The organism is Methylotuvimicrobium sp. KM1, assembly GCF_044788715.1.
Lineage (GTDB): Bacteria > Pseudomonadota > Gammaproteobacteria > Methylococcales > Methylomonadaceae > Methylotuvimicrobium.
The window spans coordinates 4,722,612-4,741,948 of record NZ_CP173170.1 but is presented as its reverse complement, the minus strand read 5'-3'; the positions used below and the strand labels follow the sequence as shown (position 1 = coordinate 4,741,948).

The 19,337-nt window shown below is 49.8% G+C and carries 17 protein-coding genes; 6 read left to right on the top strand and 11 right to left on the bottom strand.

All coding sequences use genetic code 11. The features are described from left to right. Positions 1 to 196 precede the first annotated feature (196 nt). Complete coding sequence (locus tag ACINK7_RS20650; protein WP_404358273.1) at positions 197 to 1,477, bottom strand: Y-family DNA polymerase; 1,281 nt, start codon at positions 1,475 to 1,477, stop codon at positions 197 to 199. Continuing rightward, the gene (locus ACINK7_RS20645; RefSeq protein WP_404361491.1) at positions 1,477 to 1,944 is read right to left on the bottom strand and encodes a LexA family protein; all 468 of its coding nucleotides are present in this window, start codon (positions 1,942 to 1,944) and stop codon (positions 1,477 to 1,479) included. The genes ACINK7_RS20650 and ACINK7_RS20645 overlap by 1 nt, the downstream gene beginning before the upstream one ends. 540 nt (positions 1,945 to 2,484) lie before the next feature. On the opposite strand from ACINK7_RS20645, the gene ACINK7_RS20640 reads away from it, so the two are divergent. Beyond that, complete coding sequence (locus tag ACINK7_RS20640; protein ID WP_404358272.1) at positions 2,485 to 2,832, top strand: hypothetical protein; 348 nt, start codon at positions 2,485 to 2,487, stop codon at positions 2,830 to 2,832. A gap of 313 nt (positions 2,833 to 3,145) precedes the next feature. Here the strand turns inward: ACINK7_RS20640 and ACINK7_RS20635 are convergent, their stop codons facing one another. The 4 genes from ACINK7_RS20635 to amrB all read right to left on the bottom strand — a co-directional run bounded on the left by ACINK7_RS20635 (position 3,146) and on the right by amrB (position 6,271). Next, positions 3,146 to 4,054: a hypothetical protein gene (locus tag ACINK7_RS20635; protein WP_404358270.1), complete on the bottom strand. Its 909-nt coding sequence runs from the start codon at positions 4,052 to 4,054 to the stop codon at positions 3,146 to 3,148. A gap of 427 nt (positions 4,055 to 4,481) precedes the next feature. Beyond that, complete coding sequence (locus ACINK7_RS20630) at positions 4,482 to 4,925, bottom strand: SoxR reducing system RseC family protein (protein ID WP_404358268.1); 444 nt, start codon at positions 4,923 to 4,925, stop codon at positions 4,482 to 4,484. Positions 4,926 to 4,947: 22 nt separating this feature from the next. Continuing rightward, positions 4,948 to 5,505 carry an AmmeMemoRadiSam system protein A gene (gene amrA, locus ACINK7_RS20625; protein ID WP_404358266.1) on the bottom strand — a complete coding sequence of 186 codons (558 nt, stop codon included), beginning with the start codon at positions 5,503 to 5,505 and terminating at the stop codon, positions 4,948 to 4,950. Then, positions 5,492 to 6,271, bottom strand: coding sequence for an AmmeMemoRadiSam system protein B (amrB, locus tag ACINK7_RS20620; protein WP_404358264.1), 780 nt, complete (start codon positions 6,269 to 6,271; stop codon positions 5,492 to 5,494). Before amrB ends, amrA begins: the two co-directional genes overlap by 14 nt. A 102-nt stretch (positions 6,272 to 6,373) precedes the next feature. Here amrB and amrS point away from each other — a divergent pair, with 102 nt between their 5' ends. Beyond that, positions 6,374 to 7,459, top strand: coding sequence for an AmmeMemoRadiSam system radical SAM enzyme (gene amrS, locus ACINK7_RS20615; protein ID WP_404358262.1), 1,086 nt, complete (start codon positions 6,374 to 6,376; stop codon positions 7,457 to 7,459). 182 nt (positions 7,460 to 7,641) lie between these two features. Here the strand turns inward: amrS and ACINK7_RS20610 are convergent, their stop codons facing one another. Further along, the gene (locus tag ACINK7_RS20610; RefSeq protein ID WP_404358260.1) at positions 7,642 to 8,295 is read right to left on the bottom strand and encodes a HEAT repeat domain-containing protein; all 654 of its coding nucleotides are present in this window, start codon (positions 8,293 to 8,295) and stop codon (positions 7,642 to 7,644) included. Positions 8,296 to 8,519: 224 nt separating this feature from the next. After that, positions 8,520 to 9,326, bottom strand: a complete 807-nt coding sequence (locus tag ACINK7_RS20605; RefSeq protein WP_404358258.1) for a heme-binding protein — start codon at positions 9,324 to 9,326, stop codon at positions 8,520 to 8,522. Positions 9,327 to 10,125: 799 nt separating this feature from the next. Between ACINK7_RS20605 and ACINK7_RS20600 the strand changes: the two genes are divergently transcribed. Together ACINK7_RS20600 and ACINK7_RS20595 are read left to right on the top strand one after the other, a co-directional pair. Further along, positions 10,126 to 11,337 (top strand): ABC transporter permease, encoded by a 1,212-nt coding sequence (locus ACINK7_RS20600; protein WP_404358256.1) that lies wholly within the window; start codon positions 10,126 to 10,128, stop codon positions 11,335 to 11,337. Positions 11,338 to 11,344: 7 nt separating this feature from the next. Further along, the gene (locus ACINK7_RS20595; protein ID WP_404358254.1) at positions 11,345 to 12,544 is read left to right on the top strand and encodes an ABC transporter permease; all 1,200 of its coding nucleotides are present in this window, start codon (positions 11,345 to 11,347) and stop codon (positions 12,542 to 12,544) included. Positions 12,545 to 12,604: 60 nt separating this feature from the next. Here ACINK7_RS20595 and ACINK7_RS20590 read toward each other — a convergent pair whose 3' ends face one another. After that, positions 12,605 to 13,486, bottom strand: coding sequence for an alpha/beta hydrolase (locus ACINK7_RS20590; RefSeq protein WP_404358252.1), 882 nt, complete (start codon positions 13,484 to 13,486; stop codon positions 12,605 to 12,607). A 144-nt stretch (positions 13,487 to 13,630) separates the two neighbouring features. Beyond that, the gene (locus ACINK7_RS20585) at positions 13,631 to 14,098 is read right to left on the bottom strand and encodes a YaiI/YqxD family protein (RefSeq protein WP_404358250.1); all 468 of its coding nucleotides are present in this window, start codon (positions 14,096 to 14,098) and stop codon (positions 13,631 to 13,633) included. A gap of 253 nt (positions 14,099 to 14,351) precedes the next feature. Here ACINK7_RS20585 and ACINK7_RS20580 point away from each other — a divergent pair, with 253 nt between their 5' ends. Together ACINK7_RS20580 and recB are read left to right on the top strand one after the other, a co-directional pair. Continuing rightward, complete coding sequence (locus ACINK7_RS20580; protein WP_404358249.1) at positions 14,352 to 15,080, top strand: SPOR domain-containing protein; 729 nt, start codon at positions 14,352 to 14,354, stop codon at positions 15,078 to 15,080. 93 nt (positions 15,081 to 15,173) lie between these two features. Further along, complete coding sequence (gene recB, locus ACINK7_RS20575; protein ID WP_404358247.1) at positions 15,174 to 18,719, top strand: exodeoxyribonuclease V subunit beta; 3,546 nt, start codon at positions 15,174 to 15,176, stop codon at positions 18,717 to 18,719. A 152-nt stretch (positions 18,720 to 18,871) separates the two neighbouring features. On the opposite strand, the gene ACINK7_RS20570 is transcribed toward recB, so the two are convergent. After that, complete coding sequence (locus ACINK7_RS20570) at positions 18,872 to 19,333, bottom strand: septal ring lytic transglycosylase RlpA family protein (RefSeq protein ID WP_404358245.1); 462 nt, start codon at positions 19,331 to 19,333, stop codon at positions 18,872 to 18,874. Between the last annotated feature and the right edge of the window lie 4 nt (positions 19,334 to 19,337).

Here is a 19,337-nt window from a genome sequence, read left to right as displayed (position 1 = left end):
AGCGCAAAAAGTATAAACCTGAAAAGAGCAGTTGGCATGTGTTGTAGACCGTTCGTGCTGAGCTAAGTCGAAGCATGAAGGGTCTACAACACTTTCACCGGCCTGGTGAAGCCTCAAACTACCCTTCACCCTTCGACAGGATCCGGCACGAACAGATTCCAAGCGCTTTAATTGATTTTTAGGATCATACGGACTGCTACCGGCATTGCACGATAGCTAGTTGATTCCAGTCGGTCGTATAGTGCCTCGATAAGTGTTCAACATGAAACTTCCAGTCTTTGCGGATGCCGGTCGAAGCAATGGCGATGGCTTTCGGGAAACGCCGATTAATCGTGTCGACCGCTGTCATTAGCTGTCTGGCACAGTTGGATTCAGCGGCAGTAAATAGATCCAATTGAGCGGGATGTTTTACGGATTCGATACGGTCCAATTGCACTCCGCATTTTTGATAACGGTAACCGGGCCTGAAGATTTCCCCCAGCAATTTTTTGGCTGTGCCGATTAATACGCGCGTGTCTTGAGTTGCAAAGTCCAAGGTTAGCGTGACGGCGCGGTGATATTGCGGTTCTTGGGAATTATGTGGGTTGGTTCGGAGAAAAACGGTTAGTGCTCCGGCGGCCGAGTTTTGTTGCCTTAGTTTTTCGGCTGCGCGGCTGCAAAACTCCGCCAGCGCGCTGGCCAATTCGTCGAATTGCGTGACTTTTTGCCTGAAACTTCGCGAGCACACGATCTGTTGTTTGGCAGGCGTGATCTCTTCCATCGCCAAACAACCGACACCGTTGAGCTCTAACACGGTCCGGGCGATGACAATATTGAATCGGGCCTGCATGCGGTCGGGGTTTTGCGCGGCCAAATCATACGTCATATGAATGCCGAGTCGGTTAAGGCGTTGTGCGGTTTTGATACCGATTCCCCAGACTTCGTCGACAGGCACGATACGCATCAGCTTTTCTCTGCGTAAAGGACAGGAAAGGTCGAGTACGCCGCCGGTCCCTGGCCATTTTTTGGCTGCGAAATTGGCCAGTTTCGCCAGAGTTTTGGTTGGTCCGATGCCGACACAGACAGGAATCCCGACATCACGCAAGATCGTTTCCTTGATCGTCCGGGCATAGGCGATAGGGTCCCGGTCGCACGCGCCGGTTAGATCCAGAAACGCCTCGTCGATCGAATAGACTTCGGTGTGTGGCGCAAAACTTTCCAGCAATTGCATCACGCGCGCCGACATATCGGCATAGAGTGCATAATTCGACGAGAACAGCTGTATCTGGTGGCGCTTGATCAAGTTTTCGATCTGATAGACGGGTGTTCCCATCTTGATTCCGAGAGCCTTGACTTCCGCGCTACGTGCGACGATGCAGCCGTCGTTATTGCTCAATACCGCGACCGGTTTTTGCCAAAGGTCGGGCCGGAATACTCGTTCGCAGCTCACATAGAAATTATTGCAATCGACTAGGGCGATGCGGGTTTGCGAAAACATTAGACAGCATGAATGACATTGGTGACGACGCCCCAGATGACCAATTCGCTATTTTCGCGGATATGGATATCGGGATAGGCCGGATTTTCTGCGGCAAGCACGATTTCGCCACCGAGTTTTTTCAGTCGTTTGACGGTTAGTTCGCCGTTCAATGCGCAGATCACGATTTTACCGGGCACCGGTTTCAGCGAACGGTCAACGATCAGAATGTCGTTCGGATGAATGCCGGCACCGAGCATCGATTCGCCCTCGGCGCGCACGAAGAAGGTCGCGGCCGGTTTCTTGATGAGCAAGTCGTTCAGATCGAGCGTTTTTTCGATGTAATCGTCGGCAGGCGACGGAAAGCCGGCCGCGACTTTGCCGATGAATAAAGGAATTTTGACGGCGTTGAGGCGCTGGGCCGGAACCAAAACATCGGTGGAACAGGATTTAACGGTTTCAAATTGGCGTTTGCGTATTGCCAACATGGTTGTTACCTCGGGAATCAGGCTTTCGGGTACGCGAATCGCGCGGGTCGTTTCGCCATAGGCGGAAGAGCCTTTCTTTCGCCCGGCGCCGGCTCGAAAGCCGCCGCGTTTGGAAGGAGAGTCGTCTGTCATCGGAGGGTCTTCGGTCAACAAATGAAAAGTGTACAGCATTCAATTAGCAAAAAGCAATGCGCTAATAGTGGGCGTCGCCCCGGTATGAACTGCAGGAGGTCATTGGCCATGGATCCAGGACGTTATTGGTCAAGAAATCCTAAGTTGGCGCTTAGGAAGTAAAGTATTGGTATGGGCAATCATGGCTTAATGAATATTGTCGCCGGTGAGAAACAAATTTTCAGAAATAAACGCAGATCATTCCTGGAGGGGCGTCAAGAGTAAAACACGAAGGTGTATACCTTTCTTACTTCAAGTTTCGGTAGTGCCGAAATTTTATCTACGATGGCTATATATTGAATTATTGATACTGTCGCCAATCCAAGCCAAAAAGACCGAAGAGGGTTAATTGCTGCGAGGAAAGGTTTTATGAAGCGATTGATACGACCGCTAGCTGTTTTAATGTTGACGCTGCTGTTGCAAGGCTGCGCCGTTTATACTTCGCCTTATAGTCGTTCCGTGGCTTACTATGGATATGGTCCCTCTTACGGGTTCAGTTATAGTTACAGGCCTTATTATCGGCCTTATCGCTATAGATACCCGCCTTACTATAGGCCCTATGGCTATCAGGGGCGTAAATTTTACGGAAATTTCGGTTGGCGTAGCGGTTATGACGGGAGAAGTTATCTGCGTAGTCGGGGCGGTTTTTCAGGGAAGGGCCGACAAGGTTCGCTAGGCGGTCGCCGCAGCATTAGGAGTGGTCGAGGTCGGCGCTAATAGCGCATAGTTCTAAGACTTTATTTATCACGAAATCCTAAGTTGTTGGGAATGTCGGCAGCTCATTGTTGCCGACATTCCGTACCCCCCGGAAATCAGGCATTTTTTGCCCTAATCCTAAAAAGAGCAGTTAGACCATTCGTGCTGAGCTAAGTCGAAGCATGAAGGGCCTACAATACTTTCATCGTCTTGGTGAAGCCTCAAACCACCGATCACCCTTCGACGGGGCTCTCCTGAGCGCAGCCGAAGGGCTCAGGGCGAACGGTAGTTTGAGGCTCTCAACTGCTCTTTTTAGGCTAATAGGGTAGTCTGATTATCTATTGATTTTGCTTTTGATGAACGAGATGAGCGGTTTTACGCCATTTTCGATGAAAAAACAGACGGTTTGCTTTGCCGCATGAAAAATCACGGCGCTCATCGAAGTCTGTTCATCGAGAGACAGCTTCTTGGCCGACGCTTTTCTGATGTTGTGATAGTGAACCGCCAAGCCATCGACAAAGACGTAACGATACGCCCACATTTCGGCAATCGATGTAAACCACATGAATGCGAACGATACGGCCATGCCCATGCCGGCGATAATCACGAGCCACGCAAACATAGGGTGCAGCTTAGTGAGCCACCATGACATGATATCCGCTATCAAGAATACGTAAGGCATACCGATTGCGGTGCTTTTTATCATGACCGAGGCGGTTTCAGAAAAACTAAAAATCAGACCGACGAACATGAAAATAAAAGCAATACCGAATAAGTGGATATGCGATATGCGAATCAACGAGGCGAAGGTAGCGCCTTCGTCTTGTTCGGTCACGGCTTTCAATTGCGCAAAATCGTTATAATTGGGAATTCCCGATGCATCGGCGTTATGACACATCACACATTTGGTTTCGATGATTTGCTTGGATCCGCTGGATGCATATTCCGATTGCTCCGCACCGTCCCGAGTCCACTGAATAAGTGTGAAGCGCTCTTGCTCGGTCGCATAGGGTTTCATTGACCCGTTTAGCTTGGTTTCCAATAGGGTGCCCGAGCGGTTGCCATAATAACTGTAGACGATGTCGTCTATCGATAGCCCGAACTTGCCGTCGGCCATGCCGTGCGTGAATAGAATTTGTATCAAAGCGAACAGATAACCGATAGCAACGGTGCCTAAATAGCCGGTAAACAAGACTTTGATCGGAAGGTCGAGCTCTTTGAGATGAGATTTAAAAGGATGCATAGCGTGTTTCCATGGAAAATAAAAATCGAATTCGTAAAAAGGAAGGAATTGACATAATAGACGCAAATAGCGGTCCATGTCGGGGCTTGAAAGCATTCGCGTACACACCGCCTGCCTTTTTCAGGCTTGGCAGCGCCGGAATCCATGTAAAATGGTGTAAATACATGGCCTACGACATTTTCGAACAATCGTCCTCTCTTGCGATCGCGGGCTTTGATAATCATTATGTAAGTATTCAGTCCCCTCTTTGAAAAAGAGGGGCTAGGGGAGATTTTTTAAAAATAAATCCCTCTATTTTAAAGGGGGAGGCCGGCAAAATTAAGCCTGAATTTCCTTTTTTTGGCAACGGAGTCTGATACTTACGTTATTATTGGATTGTAAGCAGACGCGCAATCTCAAAGCGTAATGGACTAAAACGGTGCAAATGTTAGTCCATTGCTCTTCTAATGACGATAGGCCGTGAAAAAAAGGTATAGAAAAAAGATTGCTGCAGTTTGGAAATTGCCCAAAGGGACAGTAATAATGCCGAAATCGCGGTGCCGGCAATCGCCAGGTCGGCATATTCGTATCCGGACGGCAGAAATGCTTCCGCGACCGCGCCGCACAGAACCATCACAACCAAAGGCAGCATATAGAGCAATAACGAGGCCTTGATTAAAATCCCTTCACTGATTCCGATAACGACTTCGTCGCCGGTTTTTATCTCGATGTCGCAATCAACGGCGATCGAGCGCTTCTTGATAAACTTATCGAGCACCGAAGTGGAGCAGGAGCTTTTTTGCAGACAACCACCGCAGCCCTGCTTCGGCTTGCTTTCGACCCACACTTGGTTATGCTCGATTTTTGCCACGATTGCATTTTCTTCGATCATGATGGTTCCTCGCCACTTTGAATCAATCGATAATTTCGGCAGTATACCGCGAAATCTTAATGCTATCCGACCAATAATGCGAGGGAAGCCTGGCTTTTTGTTTGAGATGTTGTAAGAACTGCCGAGGATCGGACAAGGATTCCCAGACTGAAGGTAAAAACGTGCCTCGTTTGAGGCCTTCTTCCAAAATTAAGCCGTCGATACCTGGGCGCAATTGATCGATGAGGTTTTGCTCCGAAGTGAATGCAATCGGCTCGGCGGGACTCAGTATCGAAATATGAATGTCCAATTCATCGAGCTCGTCGGCTTCGAGCGGTGGGAAACGGTAATCCTTGAATGCTGCGGAAAAAGCATTCTCGGCGACATCCTCGGCCATTGGTCTAACCGCTTCAAGCATGCCGATGCAGCCGCGCAGTTGCCCTTGTTTTTGTAAGGTCACGAATGTTGCGCGCGGCACAGTCAATTCGGGTGCATAATCGCTTAGATCGATCTTGAGCGCTTTGCCGGTGTTTAAACCATGAGTAATGGACAGCTTGGCTAAATCCAGAAGACGCCTGCGGTCTTGTTCAGTCAACGACATAGGCGCCATACCCCACGACTCGGTCTTTATCGCCTGCGGTATCGCCGGAATTTCTGAGATCAACGGTTTTGATACGCATCGATTTTTGCCGCAACAATTTCAATAATCCGGATACCGGCACTTTGCCGCAGGCGTCCTCGGACGATAGCTTTTCGTATTGCATTTGCTCGATCAAGGTACTGGTTTGTTGATCGAGTTTTTTCGCAGTTAAATAATCGTGATAATGGCTCAGGTCGGAGCTGATGACGATCAAGGTTTCGGGACCGCCCCAAACCAAATCGAGAGCACGGCTGACTTGATCGGCCGAAGCATCTCCGGCGACAATCGGGACTAATTTGAAATTGGCCAGTGTTTCCTGCAAGAAAGGCAAATGCACTTCCAAGCTGTGCTCATGAGTATGCGCTTGTTCGATATATTCGACAAACGGTAGCTTCATCAATGCTTCAACCGCAGTCCGGTCGATAGCCACATTGCCCAATGGCGTTGTGTAGTAGTCGGTGCGGGTAACGGCCAAACCGCGAAAAGCCACTCGGTGCGAAGGGCCGATCAGCACGACGCGGGTGATGGTATCGCGGGCTTGTTTTAGTCTCGCATAGGCGCTGGCAGCAACCGGCCCTGAATAAATGTAACCGGCGTGGGGGGCGATAATCGCCTTCGGAACTTTCGCCTCGGTTTCGGCATCATTAATATAATGATCCACCATTGTTCGCAACTCAATCGGATCGTCAGGATAAAACAAGCCTGCGACTGCGGGTCTTCTGTTCATAGACAATATCCTGTATAAGAAGTGGGATGGAGAGAATTTTATAACAGAAAGCTTACAATCCACTGACCCGTTAAAACATTTATTGGTTCCGGGAGAGCGCTAATGCCTAACTTGATTACCCCAGACACCGTTACGACACGCTATTGGCATGCTTTAGAGGATGGGCGCGTACAATGCGATCTTTGTCCTAGATTTTGCAAATTGCATGAAGGTCAGCGAGGATTGTGTTTCGTCAGGCAAAACCAAAACGGTCAAGTCGTCATGACCAGTTACGGCCGGTCTAGCGGCTTTGCGATCGATCCGATCGAAAAGAAACCGTTGAACCATTTTTTACCGGGCACGCCCATTTTATCCTTCGGCACGGCCGGTTGCAATCTAGCGTGTAAATTCTGTCAAAACTGGGATATCAGTAAATCGCGCGAGATGGATGCGCTGATGAGTTTGGCATCGCCTGAGGCGATTGCTAGAGCGGCGCGGGAAAACGGCTGCGATAGCGTCGCATATACTTACAATGATCCGGTTATCTTTCATGAATATGCCATCGATACCGCAATCGCTTGCCGAGAGCTCGGAATCAAATCGGTCGCGGTGACGGCCGGCTATGTCTGCCCTGAGCCTAGGGCCGAGTTTTATCGATATATGGATGCCGCCAATGTCGATCTAAAGGCTTTCACCGAAAACTTTTATCATAAAATTACCGGCAGTCATTTGGATGCCGTGCTCGATACCCTGCTTTATCTTAAGCATGAGACTTCAGTTTGGTTTGAATTGACAACTTTGGTCATTCCCGGCGAGAACGATTCGGAAAACGAATTCGAAGCGATGACACAATGGGTCGTCGAAAACTTAGGTCCCGATGTGCCGATGCATTTTACGGCGTTTCACCCCGATTGGAAAATGATGGATAAGCCGCATACGCCGGTTTCTTCTCTATTGCTCGCGCGAGATATCGCCATCAAAAACGGCGTCCGTTACGCCTATGTCGGTAATGTGCATCGAAAAGAAGCGGACAGCACTTACTGTCATCACTGCGGAAAGCTCTTGATCGGTCGCGATTGGTATCAATTATCCGACTGGAATCTCGACGAAAAAGGGTGTTGTAAATTTTGCGGAACGCGTTGCGCCGGCGTTTTCAATGAAAAGCCGGGGAATTGGGGTGCGCAGCGAAGAGCGGTAATTATCAATTAACCTAACGTTCATGAAAGCCTGGTAATCGCCCAAGTAAATGAAAGAGCTAAGCGTTGGGCAGGGTGCGGTTAATCGCCACGGCGCCGAATTCTTGTTGGTTAAAGGGATAGCTGCCGAATTTAAGATTAAGCGTAAACGAAACATGTGGTTTCTTCGTTTTCAGTTTGCCCTGCAAATGAGGCTCATTCCAAAGAAGTTGTGTTATCGTCTAAATAGCTTTGGATAGCGTCGCGCACCTCGTCGGGAAGGTGGCGGATTTCGAGCAATTCTTTAAGCTGACTCTCGATGTGCTTCTGTACCGCCTGATTGTTCTCGCTAAGATTCAGTAACACTTGTAATGAACTGAATGCACTGGACCGCACAGCTGCATCGCTGTCCGATAACGCACTGATTAAACTATCGAGAATATTCTTTTCCGCAGATTCGAAAAAACCGAGACTTTCCGCCGCTGCCGAACGCACTTCGGCGGACGCATCATTTCTCAATGCGTCCAAAAGGTGATCTCCGGCTTTTCTTGTCGGGTAGGCTGAAAGCTGCTCGGCTCCGATAACGCGCTGTCTTGGGTCTTGATCTTTCAACCAATCGCCGGCCAGAGTAACTTGCTCATCCTCGACGAGCCGCTCTTCTTCGATTTGTTCCGGAGTCGGTATGACTTGTCCACTGGATGTTGCGGCTAAAACTCGTAAGTCCGGAATTTGTGTCCGCGTTGGCTTGATGTCTGCTTTACTTGACTTCTGGCTGCAGAAGCTGCCTGGTTTTGAAGGGAGCAGAAGCGGTAAAACCGCAAGTATTGTATAAGGCACTATCAAAACACACAGCAGCAAAATTTTATTCATCGGAAAAAATTTTATTTAGAATTACACGATAAATGAGGTCCTGGAGCAATGAGCTTTATTGAGGATTCGGCAATTCGCTTGACAGGATGCCGTGACAACTACTTTCCCTGTAGCCGGCACCTGCCAATCGAGCAACCGAACCCTCCAAAATAGGGAAGTTATTTACAACCAAATCCTTAAAGCAAGAGAGCTATCCCTGCTCTCTGTGTTCCACGAGGTTTTTATCAAGGTGCCTGCAAAGTTCCGTTATCGAGCGTTACAGCATTTGTTGAATTAGGGCAAGCCGGCTGCGACCAAGCATCCCAGTAACCGCCATTGCCGGTCAAAATCATCTCGTCTCCGACGGTTGCACCTGCAAGAGGCGTTTGAACATCTCCGTCGGCATTAAGATTGACAGTGCTTATCCCGGTGCCGCTCGGATGCATGTTAAGCGCTGTTCTTACTCGCCATGCATAGGCATGGTCACGGCAAGAGGTATCCCCGGAAACGCCGATCGCGCCGATTTTTTTGCCCCCTGAGTACAAAGCCAAACCGCCGCCAAAGACGTTGACACCACCGATCCGTCGATTTTTCAAAGGGTCGCGATTCGTACCGTAAGAATTAGGGCTTCCCGCATAAGCACGCGTGGAATCAACCGGATTACTATGCTGGAGTCCGTATAAGCTTCCTCCCGGCTGCACAGCGCTATATAAATTGGCTGTCGATATGGCATAGCCATCCAAGCTGAACGCATTAGCCGTATTGGCTTTTTGAACCGAAATCACCCGGCTACCCAGCCATTGAGAGTTTCCCGCACTCGCACCGGTCGTACCGCTAGTCGCCACATGGCAAACCTTTCCCGTTTCATCAACCATCGTAACCCACATCGGCAAACCATAGCCGCCAGTGTCAGTTCCTGCAGATTCAGCTGCGACTATTGCATTTTCCAATGCTTGCCGTGGAACGTCGTTACACGCCGCCATTAAGGGTTGACTGCCGAATAGTAAAACTGTCGAACTTAAAGTCAAATAAACTGTTGTTATTGTTTTCATCGTTATTTCACCTATACTCGTTTTCACAATAAAAAAAACCTGTTCAAATATTGACAGGATGTCATTCGGCAATTACCAAAATAAATAAACAAGATAGAGAGGTTATTACTGTGAAAGTTCGCAGTTTTGCATTCCTTATCTAATTTTTCGATATGCAAAACGCGGCTGGCATTACCGCCATAAAACACAAATCGCACCCTTAAAGATGATTAAGCTTTTTTGCTTAGCGCAGCGATTGAAAATGCAGAACAAACCCTTCCAAGCAGACTTCATGCCCCATCTGCTGCCGGCATCTCCGATAAAATAAACTCTTCATGTTAACAAGGGCGGTTTTAAACTCATTAATGTTCAAAATTGCGCAGCATCAAAACGAAGCGAAAAACGGACATACCGTTATTATTTTTAATAACTACCTTTTTAAATTAAGCTTAACTCAAACAAAACGTTGCCGAGCTAGTTAATATTGCATTCACGAACAGTCAAGTAATCGCAACTAACACAAACCAAACCATCTAATCCATAGATACAGCTGTTATGTTTACGCTAGTCAATTCGTTTTACCTTCAAACGCATGACTAAAACAACGAAGAAGGAAGTATTGACTCTAAGGGAACACAGGTCGATTATAATCAACTTATCTAAAATAGCTATAAATAAGTACTTTATAAACATTGTCTTAACTAAAAAACAATAAATGCTCGATGATTCCTTCTTAACATAAGAAATCAAAAAATCTGCCAAGCCTTAATTTGCTTTCAGTCTATGTAAACATCCCGATATCTGCGCCCCTAAATTTTTCATGAGAATAACCGACACCCTAAATCAAGCCATAAGCGCGATTAAAACACAGCCGCTTCGAGTTTCTTTGATTATTCTCGCGATGAGCATCGGTGTGGCGTCGGTCACGGTATTGGTTGCATTGGGCGAAAGTGCTCGCAATTACATAGTCCAAGAATTCGAAACGCTCGGTACGCATTTAGTGATCATTTTGCCGGGCAGAACGGAAACTGTCGGCGGGCACCCGCCGATTATGGGCGAAACGCCGCGCGATTTAACGCTCGACGATGCCGAAGCCTTGTTCAGGAGTCATTATATCGCCGCGGTAGCGCCGATTTCGGTCGGCTCGGCGCCGGTTTCGGTGCGCGGCCAAGCGCTCGAGCGCGAGGCGAATATTTTGGGCTCGACTCATGCGCTGCAGCGCGTGCGCCGATTGACTATGGCTCAGGGCCGTTTCTTACCGGATACGGATGTCAAGCGTGCGCAACAAGTCTGCGTCATCGGCCAAACGATCCGCGAGGAATTATTTCCGAAGAGACCGGCCATCGGGCAATGGCTGCGTATTCATGACCGGCGTTTTCGAGTCGTCGGCGTGCTGTCGACCGAAGGCCAGTCGATTGGCGTCGGTTTCGATGAAATCGTGATCGTTCCGGTTGCCTCGGCGCAAGCACTATTCGATACGGAAGGACTGTTCCGAGTGTTGGTCGAAGCCAAATCGAAACCGGCGATGTATAAAGCAGTCGATGATATACGCGAGATCATCAAGGCCCGTCATGAAGGTGAAGACGATGTGACGATCATCACCCAAGACAGCGTGGTGCAAACCTTCGACAAAATATTGACTGCGCTGACCTTAACTGTGACCGGCATTGCCGGGATAAGCCTTGCGGTAGCGGGCGTGCTGGTTATGAATGTGATGCTAGTCAGCGTGACGCAGCGAACTTCGGAAATCGGCTTGTTGCGGGCATTAGGCGCCACTAAGAGCCAGTTGCAGCGTTTGTTTTTGACCGAGGCGGCGCTGTTATCGTTGGCCGGGGCGGTTTTAGGACTCGCCGCCGGTCAGTCGATTCTGTTCGTGTTACAAATGCTTTATCCGGCGTTTCCGTTCATTCTTCCGGATTGGGCGCTTGCCGCCGCGCTAGCCGTATCGCTGGCGACAGGCTTGATTTTCGGGGTGTTGCCGGCACGGAAGGCGGCGAAGATGGACCCGGTTTCCGCGCTTTCGAAAAGGTAAGCTGGCGATGACTATTTTCGATTTGGCCGGATTGTCGCTACGGACCGTACTGAATCAAAAGCTGCGTTCTTCGTTGACCGCGCTGGGTTTGATTATCGGCATTGCCGCTGTCGTGATTCTGACATCGATCGGACAAGGCATTCATCGTTTCGTGTTGGACGAATTCACGCAATTCGGAACGAATCTGCTCGCGATCACCCCGGGCAAAACCACGACCTTCGGCATATCGGGAGCCACCATCAGCACGGTGAGGCCCTTGACGATCGATGATGCCGAGAGTGTCGGCAGACTCCCGAATGTCATCGCCGCAATGCCCATGGTGCAAGGCAATGCGCGCGTGGAAACGATAGGCCGCCACCGGCGTGCCAACGTTTTCGGCGTGGGTTCTGCATTACCGGAAATTTGGAAAATCAATATCGCTAGCGGCCGGTTTTTACCCGAGGACGATCAGAGCGCTTCTCGAGCATTCGCAGTTTTGGGTAGTAAATTGGCTAGCGAACTATTCGGTCGCACTAATCCGCTGGGCGAGCGTATTCGCATCGGCGGAGACCGTTATCGGATTATCGGCGTGATGGAATCGAAAGGCCAAATGCTCGGCTTCGATCTGGACGATACGGTCTATATCCCGGCGGATAAGGCCTTGGAATTATTCAACCGGCAAAGCCTGATAGAGATCGATGTCATTTACAATCCCGACATTTCGGTCGAAATAGTCGAGCAAGTTATCAAGGATTTATTGATTCGGCGCCACGGTTTCGAGGATTTTACGATCATAACGCAAAACAAAATGCTCGAAACCATGGATTCGGTGTTATCGATTTTGACGCTGGGGATCGGCGCGTTAGGCGGTATTTCGTTATTGGTCGGTTCGGTCGGCATTTTGACAATCATGACGATCGCCGTTTCCGAACGTATCTCCGAAATCGGCCTGTTGCGTGCGCTCGGCGCCGAGCGCCGCGTGGTTTTTCAGTTGTTTTTAGCCGAAGCCTTGGCGCTCAGTCTCGCAGGAGGATTGGCCGGTATAGCCGTCGGCATGCTTACTGTGCAATTGATCGTTGAGTTCATTCCGGCCCTGCCGGTGCAATTGGCTTGGAGTTATCTGGCCGCTGCCTTTGTGTTGTCGCTGGCGATCGGCATGGCTGCCGGCGTAATGCCGGCAATCAAAGCCGCCCGGTTGAATCCGCTGGAAGCCTTGCGGACTGAATAACCGGAAATGAGGGGATCATCTAACGAGTGTAGTGCGTAGGTACGAAGACAAATCGGGAAGTTATTTGTTACGAAACCTTAAGTATCGGTCGAGAAACGGCAATACCTCGTTTTCATAGTGCTTGGCGTTGAATGCCAACAAGTCGTTATGGGCAGCGCCCTTGAAAACGACCCATTGTTTAGGCGTATCCGCAGTATCGAACAACTGCCGTGCTTGGGCGATCGGCGTATGCCGGTCGATATCGCCGTTTGCAATTAACACCGGCGCTTCGATTTTTGCCATGAAATCGATCGGGCGTAGTTCCGATGATGAAACGCCAAGTCGGGGCTTCAATTGCCACAGCAATAACGGTGTTAATAGTGTGCTCAACGGACCCGCACGCATTGCAAGCCGGTTTTTGGCCGCATCCTCGATCGTCGTGTATACCGACTCCAAAACCAGCGCATCGATAGGTAAAGGCGAAGCCATTAGCGCCGCCGCACCGCCCAAGGAAATCGCGACGATACCGATTCGATGTCGTGGATTCAGCTTCCGGGCGTAGGCAACAGCAGCGCTGACATCGTGGCGTTCAATATAGCCGAATGTAATATGCGGTCCCGTACTTTCTCCATGCGCTTGCAAATCGATCAAAACTACAGCGTATCCCGCCCGGTGAAAAAGCCTGGCGCGGCCGAGCATTGCTCTTCGGTCCGAGCGGATCGGATGCAACAAAATAACCGTTGCTTCGGCCCTGTCCGCAGGTGCATACCAAACAGCTATTTCGGCACCGGACTCGCTGTTTAACCTCGCATCGTAAACCGGAAAATCCAAATTCGGTTTGTCTACATTACGATAGGCCGGTGCGATCAAAATACTGCCGACTTGCCATGCCGCAACCGTGACGAAGACTAACCCCAAAAGCAAGGCCGATGCACGCGTTTGCCAATAATTGAGTCGGCTCATTAAAAATCACCTGAATAAAGGGGGCAAGCCTTAGGTGCAGCCAGCAAGGCTAAGAATCAAGGAGAGTGAAAGTCCCTCTACCATCAGCTGCCCAATACGGACGGTTAGCATATCCCTGCTTGGCGAGGTAACCCCCGGTAAATGTCAACGTAGTTGACATTTACCGTTAGCGTATTGCGTCAATAATTTATCCAGATGATTGGCAAAGTTTTTTCGGTCGTTTTGATTGAGAGCCGCGGGGCCTTCGGTTTGAATGCCGCTGGATCGCAATGTATCCATGAAATCCCTCATATTCAGCAGCGATCGAATATTTTCGCTGGTATATAATTCTCCGCGCGGATTCAATGCTTTAGCGCCTTTTTCGATCGCTTCCGCTGCCAACGGAATATCGCCGGTAATGACAAGGTCGCCCGGAGCGAGTTTTTTGACGATTTCATTGTCGGCCACATCGAAACCCTTCGGCACCCGAAGGAAAGCGATAAAACGCGAAGGTGGCACATTCACTGAATGATTGGCGACCAGCGTCAATTGCGTCTTGGTGCGCTCGGCCGCCTTGAACAAAATCTCCTTGATCACTACCGGACACGCATCGGCATCCACCCATATTTTCATATTGTATCTCTATTAATTGAGTCGATTATCGAGGTTTCTTCGTAAACCTCAAGGAGACTAACATTTTATCCGCCAAAACATGTTCGATTTCCCCTCTTTATAAAAAGAGGTTATTTGCCGAAGCTTGGGACCTGTTTAATGTAGCGTCTCATTTTTGAGTCTATAATAAAAGCTAATGCATTTTTGCGGTAATTAAAAAAATGGTTGAGTCGATTGCCGCCGCTTAATCAAGCCAAATCAGCGGAGAAAGCCAGTGACAGAACTAGACGAGTTGACTAGCAAGCAACAAGATTTTGAAACGAACCTAGCCAAAACATCGACTTTGAATTTTACAGCACTAGTCCTTGCTATCATTGCATTATTAATTGCAGCGGGCTTTGCTTTCATTAGTAACAACCGGAATACCGATCTTCGCGCGGAAGTTTCACGGCTAAGCGCGCAACAAGCTCAGGTTAGGCGTCTCGATAGCCAGCACGGGTATGACGAATTGGCAGCTAAAATCGAAAGCTTGAGTCAACATGTTTCGGAACTGGCCTCTGGAAAAACGACGGCACTCGACACGGCTGAACAAAAGCCGATTTCCGCCGATAAATCAAACGATTTACTCGAACAACAAAAAAACTTGCTTGATAGACTGAGTCGTTTGGAAAACAAAGTTCAGCAATTATCAATTGAACGGGCAGCAGAGCCTAAACGCGCGGCCCAGCCACGCAGTCATGCGGCAGAAGCTCAGGATTACTCGATTAATATTGGCGCCTTTCAAAAAGCGGCTACTGCTGAAAAGAAAGCGGAACGTCTGAGAATAGAAGGTGTTACCGTTGACATTAATGAAGTAGTCGTCGACGGCAAAACCTGGTATCGATTGACCATCCCCGGCTTTACCAGCATGCAGGAAGCCCAACGTTTTTCCGAAGCCTTAAAGAAGCAATTCGGTATCAAATCGGTTTGGATCGGTGTCGATCAAGCCTGGGGTCGAGGCTGATGAAACATAGCCGATTATTGTCGATGACTCACTCGGAAAACCCGCGAAGCGATACATAAATTCAAGCACGCTAAAACCCTCACTCAAAGCTCCATGCCATCCGAACATTTCGACCCGATAACAACCGATTGTCGCCAAGGTATCAACTTAATCGAAGCCAGCGCCGGTACCGGCAAGACCTATGCGATTGCGATGCTGGCGCTACGCTTTGTCGTCGAATTCGATATGAAAATCGACGAGTTGTTGGTGGTGACTTTTACGAAGGCCGCCACCGAGGAGCTGAAGGAGCGGATCAGGCTCAGGCTCAATGAGGCTAAACAGGCCGCAAGCGGGAAAACCGAAAACATTGACGGTGCGATTATCAAATGGCTAAACCGTCTCGAGATCGACCGCGATCGGATCAAAAAAAGACTGGAGTTGGCCCTGCTCGATATCGATCAGGCCGCTGTGTTTACGATTCACGGTTTTTGCCAGCGGGTCTTGAAGGAGCATGCGCTGGAAAGCGGCCAGCTTTTCGATTCCGAACTGACCGTCGATGCGGCTGCCGTTAAGCAAGCTTGTGCCGACGATTTCTGGCGCGGCCAAATTTATCAAAGAGCCTCCTGGGAAGCGGCTTTGTTGACCGCAGCGAACTCAACTCCAGATGCATTATTAGCCGGCATCGATCGCATTCCGCTCGATATCGAGATTTTTCCGGAGTATCGCGATCCGAACGAAGCATTAGCCGCCTGCCGGGAGCAGGCAGAGCAAGCGCGTATCCACCTAGAGCAGGCTGCTCAAACGCTGCTGAACCACTTTGGTGACGGCTTCTTCAAATCGTCTTGTACCGAAATTTTTGAACATCACCTCCAAGAGTTGCGCGCCTGGCTAAACCAGGAAACACTGCAACCTCCAAGCCCCGAGGCTTTTGCATGTTTGACGGTAACCGGCCTGGTCGATGGCTTGAACGGTAACAAGTTTAGAAAAACCAAAACGCAAACCGGCGAGCAGCGCAAGCACGAGTATCTGGCAACACTGAAAATCGACAGCACGCCTTTTGATGCCTTGTCCGACTCGATCGATCAAATCAGCCTGGTTTTTCGTCGGGCGCTGTTAGAGCATGTCCGCATAGAGCTGGACAAGCAGATGAAGCAACTCAATATATTGTCGTTCGATGATTTGATTAGCCGGCTTGCCCTTGCCTTGCAAGGCAATCAAGGGGCATTATTGACCGCCGAATTGAGACAACGCTTCAAGGCCGCATTGATCGACGAATTTCAGGATACCGATCAGAATCAGTGGCTGATATTTTCGACCTTATTCGGTTCAGACGCACATTATTTGTATCTGATCGGCGATCCCAAGCAAGCGATCTATAAATTTCGCGGTGCCGATATTTTTTCCTACCTTGCCGCGCAGCAACAGGCGCATCATCGGTTTACCCTCGGCACGAACTGGCGTTCGCAGCCGACCCTGGTCGAGGCGGTGAATGCCTTATTCAGCCGCGAGCGGGCCTTTTTTCTCGAACAGTTGCAATTCCAACCGGTTGTAGGCGCTCCCGCCAATGCGGATAAAACCCTAAGTCTCGATAAAAAGACGCTGGCGCCGATGGTGCTCTGGCAACTGCCACAAAGCGACAAGGGCCACTGGAGTTCCGGCAAAGCCGGCGAATGTCTTCAGGCCGAGGTCGTCAACGAAATCGTCGGATTGCTCAATGAGCCTTACTTTTTGAGCGATAGCGGCAGGCGAGTTCTGCCGGGCGATATCGCGGTATTGGTTAGAACCAATCGCCAAGCCTCGGAATATCAAGCGGCATTGCGCGAAGCCGGCGTCCCTTCGGTTTTGAACAGCACCGAATCGGTATTCGCGACCGCCGAAGCGGCCGACTTTTTTTGCTTGCTGCAGGCCATTGCACATCCTGGCGACACAGCATTATTGAAGCAAGCCTTAACGCTCGACTGGTTCGGATTAGATGGGCAGACTTTATATTGCATGCTGAATCAAGAAGCGGCCTTGGATGCCTGGCTGTCGCATTTTTTGAATTATTATCAGCACTGGCAAAACCAAGGACTGATGGCGATGATGCAGCGTTTGCTCGACCAAGAGCAAATACGTTTGCAGCTATCGGCTAGCCGTCTTGCCGAGCGCCGCTTGACCAACTTGCATCATCTGATCGAGTTAGTGCAGCAAGCCGCTGTCGACGAGCATTTAGGCATCGGAAAAACATTGGATTGGCTGCGCGCGCGTATCACCGATACGGCGGGCGGTAAAGTCAGTCTCGAAGAGCAATGCATGCGCTTAGAAAGCGATGACGAAGCGGTCAAGATCGTCACGATGCATCGGTCGAAGGGGCTCGAGTATAATATTGTTTTTTGTCCGTCCCTCTGGCAACGCAGCAGCCGGCTCTCCACCGGTCGGCCCTTGATTCAATGTCACGAGCAAGGGCGCATCGTCGCCGATTTAGGCTCGGAGGATTTCGAACGACGCCGCGCGCAAGCGATCGACGAAGAATTGGCCGAGGATTTGCGCGTATGTTATGTAGCGTTGACCCGGGCTAAATATCGCAGTTATCTGGCCTGGGCCGATGTGCGAAGCAAGGATGTTCCGAATCAATCGGCATTGGCTTGGCTACTCGGTTTCGAAGATTGCGATTTTGCCGCGCAACAATCGATCCTGATCGATTATTGCAGCCGCGCCCCGAATGCTTTCGAATATCGGTTATTGGAATTACCGGCGATGTCAAAGGGCCGTTACGAAAAATGGCTCGACGAAACCCGGCTATCGGCAAGGTCGAGGCTGCGTTCGCTACGCACCGATTGGCAAATGAGTAGTTACACAGCACTCTCGGCTTTGAGTCTACAGGACGCGCCGGAATTGCCGGAAGACAAGGCCCGCGAATTGGTTTCGCTCGATGCGGAACCGGCCTTGTCGGCGGCCGGCATGCAAGAGGATTTGCCGAAAGGCGCGCATACTGGCAACGTCGTGCACGACTTGCTGGAGCGTCTCGATTTCGCGTACTTGGCCGATATGCCGAACATCGCCGAGTTGCGCGATAGCACCTGTCGGCGTTACGGGTTGCAAACGGAGCATCCTGAAGCCATCGATAACTTATTGCAAGCCGTCGTGACAACCCCCTTGGCCGAAGATGATCCGGCTTTTTTGCTGATGAATATTGCCGATGAGCTATGTTTGAAAGAAATGCCGTTTTATCTGGCAATGCAGTCGATGAACGCCGCACAAATCAATGCGATCTTATCGGACTCCCCGGTTTATCAAGCGCTGAACAGCAAGCAAATGTGCGGTTATTTGACCGGTTTCATCGATTTAATTTGCGAATACGGCGGCCGTTATTATGTCATCGATTATAAAACCAACAGCCTGCTGGACTACCGATCGGAAGCGTTGACGGACGCGATGCGCGAGCATAATTACGGATTGCAATATTGGCTGTATACGCTGGTGTTACACCGCTATTTGGGTCAACGCTTGGCCGATTACGATTACGAAAAGCATTTCGGTGGGGCACTATATTTATTCGTGCGCGGCATGCAGCCCGAACAGCCGATGAACGGTGTTTATCGGGATAGGCCGGATTTACGACGTATCGAGGCCTTATCGGAGATTTTTGACGGAGCGGAGGCTCTCGCTCCCAAGCTCTAGCTTTGTAGTCTATAATAGCCCAAGCTCCGCTTGGCGTGTATACAAGCAGATCTTGACGGTAGGCATTCCCAAGCTGGAACTTGGGAACGAGACAAAGTCAATGCGCTTTCGGCTTTTAGGGATTCGCCAATTCAGAGAGATTGCGTAGTCAATTAGGAATCATTGTTGTGAATTTCGGCTATCGCTTGAGAGCGACTCAACGGTTGAATCTCTACAAAACCGACCCCCTGCTTTTGAATGCCCACTTGCATGGCGGCGGCATAGGACAAGTCCAGTTCCCTTTTACCATGATAAGGCCCGCGGTCGGTGATTTGTACGACAACCGATTTATGGCTTTTGGGATTAGTGACTTTCACGTAGGATAACAATGGCAGTGTTTTATGGGCCGCAGTCATCGCATACATATCGAATTTGCGTCCGCTCGCGGTTTTTTTGCCGTGAAACTTAGGGCCGTACCAAGACGCTTGGCCCAATCGCTTTTTCGTAAGCTTTCCAGCGGTTTTGCCCGAAGTCAACTTAGCTTTATGCTGGTCGGATGCCTCAACTGTCTTTATAGGCTGAGTAAATAGACTACTCATCATAAACACAGAACTTGCCAATATGATTTTATTCATAATG

Excerpts from the sequence above, each read along its gene's own strand:
- ACINK7_RS20650 (WP_404358273.1), bottom strand. The coding sequence starts at position 1,477 with ATGTTTTCGCAAACCCGCATCGCCCTAGTCGATTGCAATAATTTCTAT.
- ACINK7_RS20645 (WP_404361491.1), bottom strand. The coding sequence starts at position 1,944 with ATGTTGGCAATACGCAAACGCCAATTTGAAACCGTTAAATCCTGTTCC.
- ACINK7_RS20640 (WP_404358272.1), top strand. The coding sequence starts at position 2,485 with ATGAAGCGATTGATACGACCGCTAGCTGTTTTAATGTTGACGCTGCTG.
- ACINK7_RS20635 (WP_404358270.1), bottom strand. The coding sequence starts at position 4,054 with ATGCATCCTTTTAAATCTCATCTCAAAGAGCTCGACCTTCCGATCAAA.
- ACINK7_RS20630 (WP_404358268.1), bottom strand. The coding sequence starts at position 4,925 with ATGATCGAAGAAAATGCAATCGTGGCAAAAATCGAGCATAACCAAGTG.
- amrA (WP_404358266.1), bottom strand. The coding sequence starts at position 5,505 with ATGTCGTTGACTGAACAAGACCGCAGGCGTCTTCTGGATTTAGCCAAG.
- amrB (WP_404358264.1), bottom strand. The coding sequence starts at position 6,271 with ATGAACAGAAGACCCGCAGTCGCAGGCTTGTTTTATCCTGACGATCCG.
- amrS (WP_404358262.1), top strand. The coding sequence starts at position 6,374 with ATGCCTAACTTGATTACCCCAGACACCGTTACGACACGCTATTGGCAT.
- ACINK7_RS20610 (WP_404358260.1), bottom strand. The coding sequence starts at position 8,295 with ATGAATAAAATTTTGCTGCTGTGTGTTTTGATAGTGCCTTATACAATA.
- ACINK7_RS20605 (WP_404358258.1), bottom strand. The coding sequence starts at position 9,326 with ATGAAAACAATAACAACAGTTTATTTGACTTTAAGTTCGACAGTTTTA.
- ACINK7_RS20600 (WP_404358256.1), top strand. The coding sequence starts at position 10,126 with ATGAGAATAACCGACACCCTAAATCAAGCCATAAGCGCGATTAAAACA.
- ACINK7_RS20595 (WP_404358254.1), top strand. The coding sequence starts at position 11,345 with ATGACTATTTTCGATTTGGCCGGATTGTCGCTACGGACCGTACTGAAT.
- ACINK7_RS20590 (WP_404358252.1), bottom strand. The coding sequence starts at position 13,486 with ATGAGCCGACTCAATTATTGGCAAACGCGTGCATCGGCCTTGCTTTTG.
- ACINK7_RS20585 (WP_404358250.1), bottom strand. The coding sequence starts at position 14,098 with ATGAAAATATGGGTGGATGCCGATGCGTGTCCGGTAGTGATCAAGGAG.
- recB (WP_404358247.1), top strand. The coding sequence starts at position 15,174 with ATGCCATCCGAACATTTCGACCCGATAACAACCGATTGTCGCCAAGGT.
- ACINK7_RS20570 (WP_404358245.1), bottom strand. The coding sequence starts at position 19,333 with ATGAATAAAATCATATTGGCAAGTTCTGTGTTTATGATGAGTAGTCTA.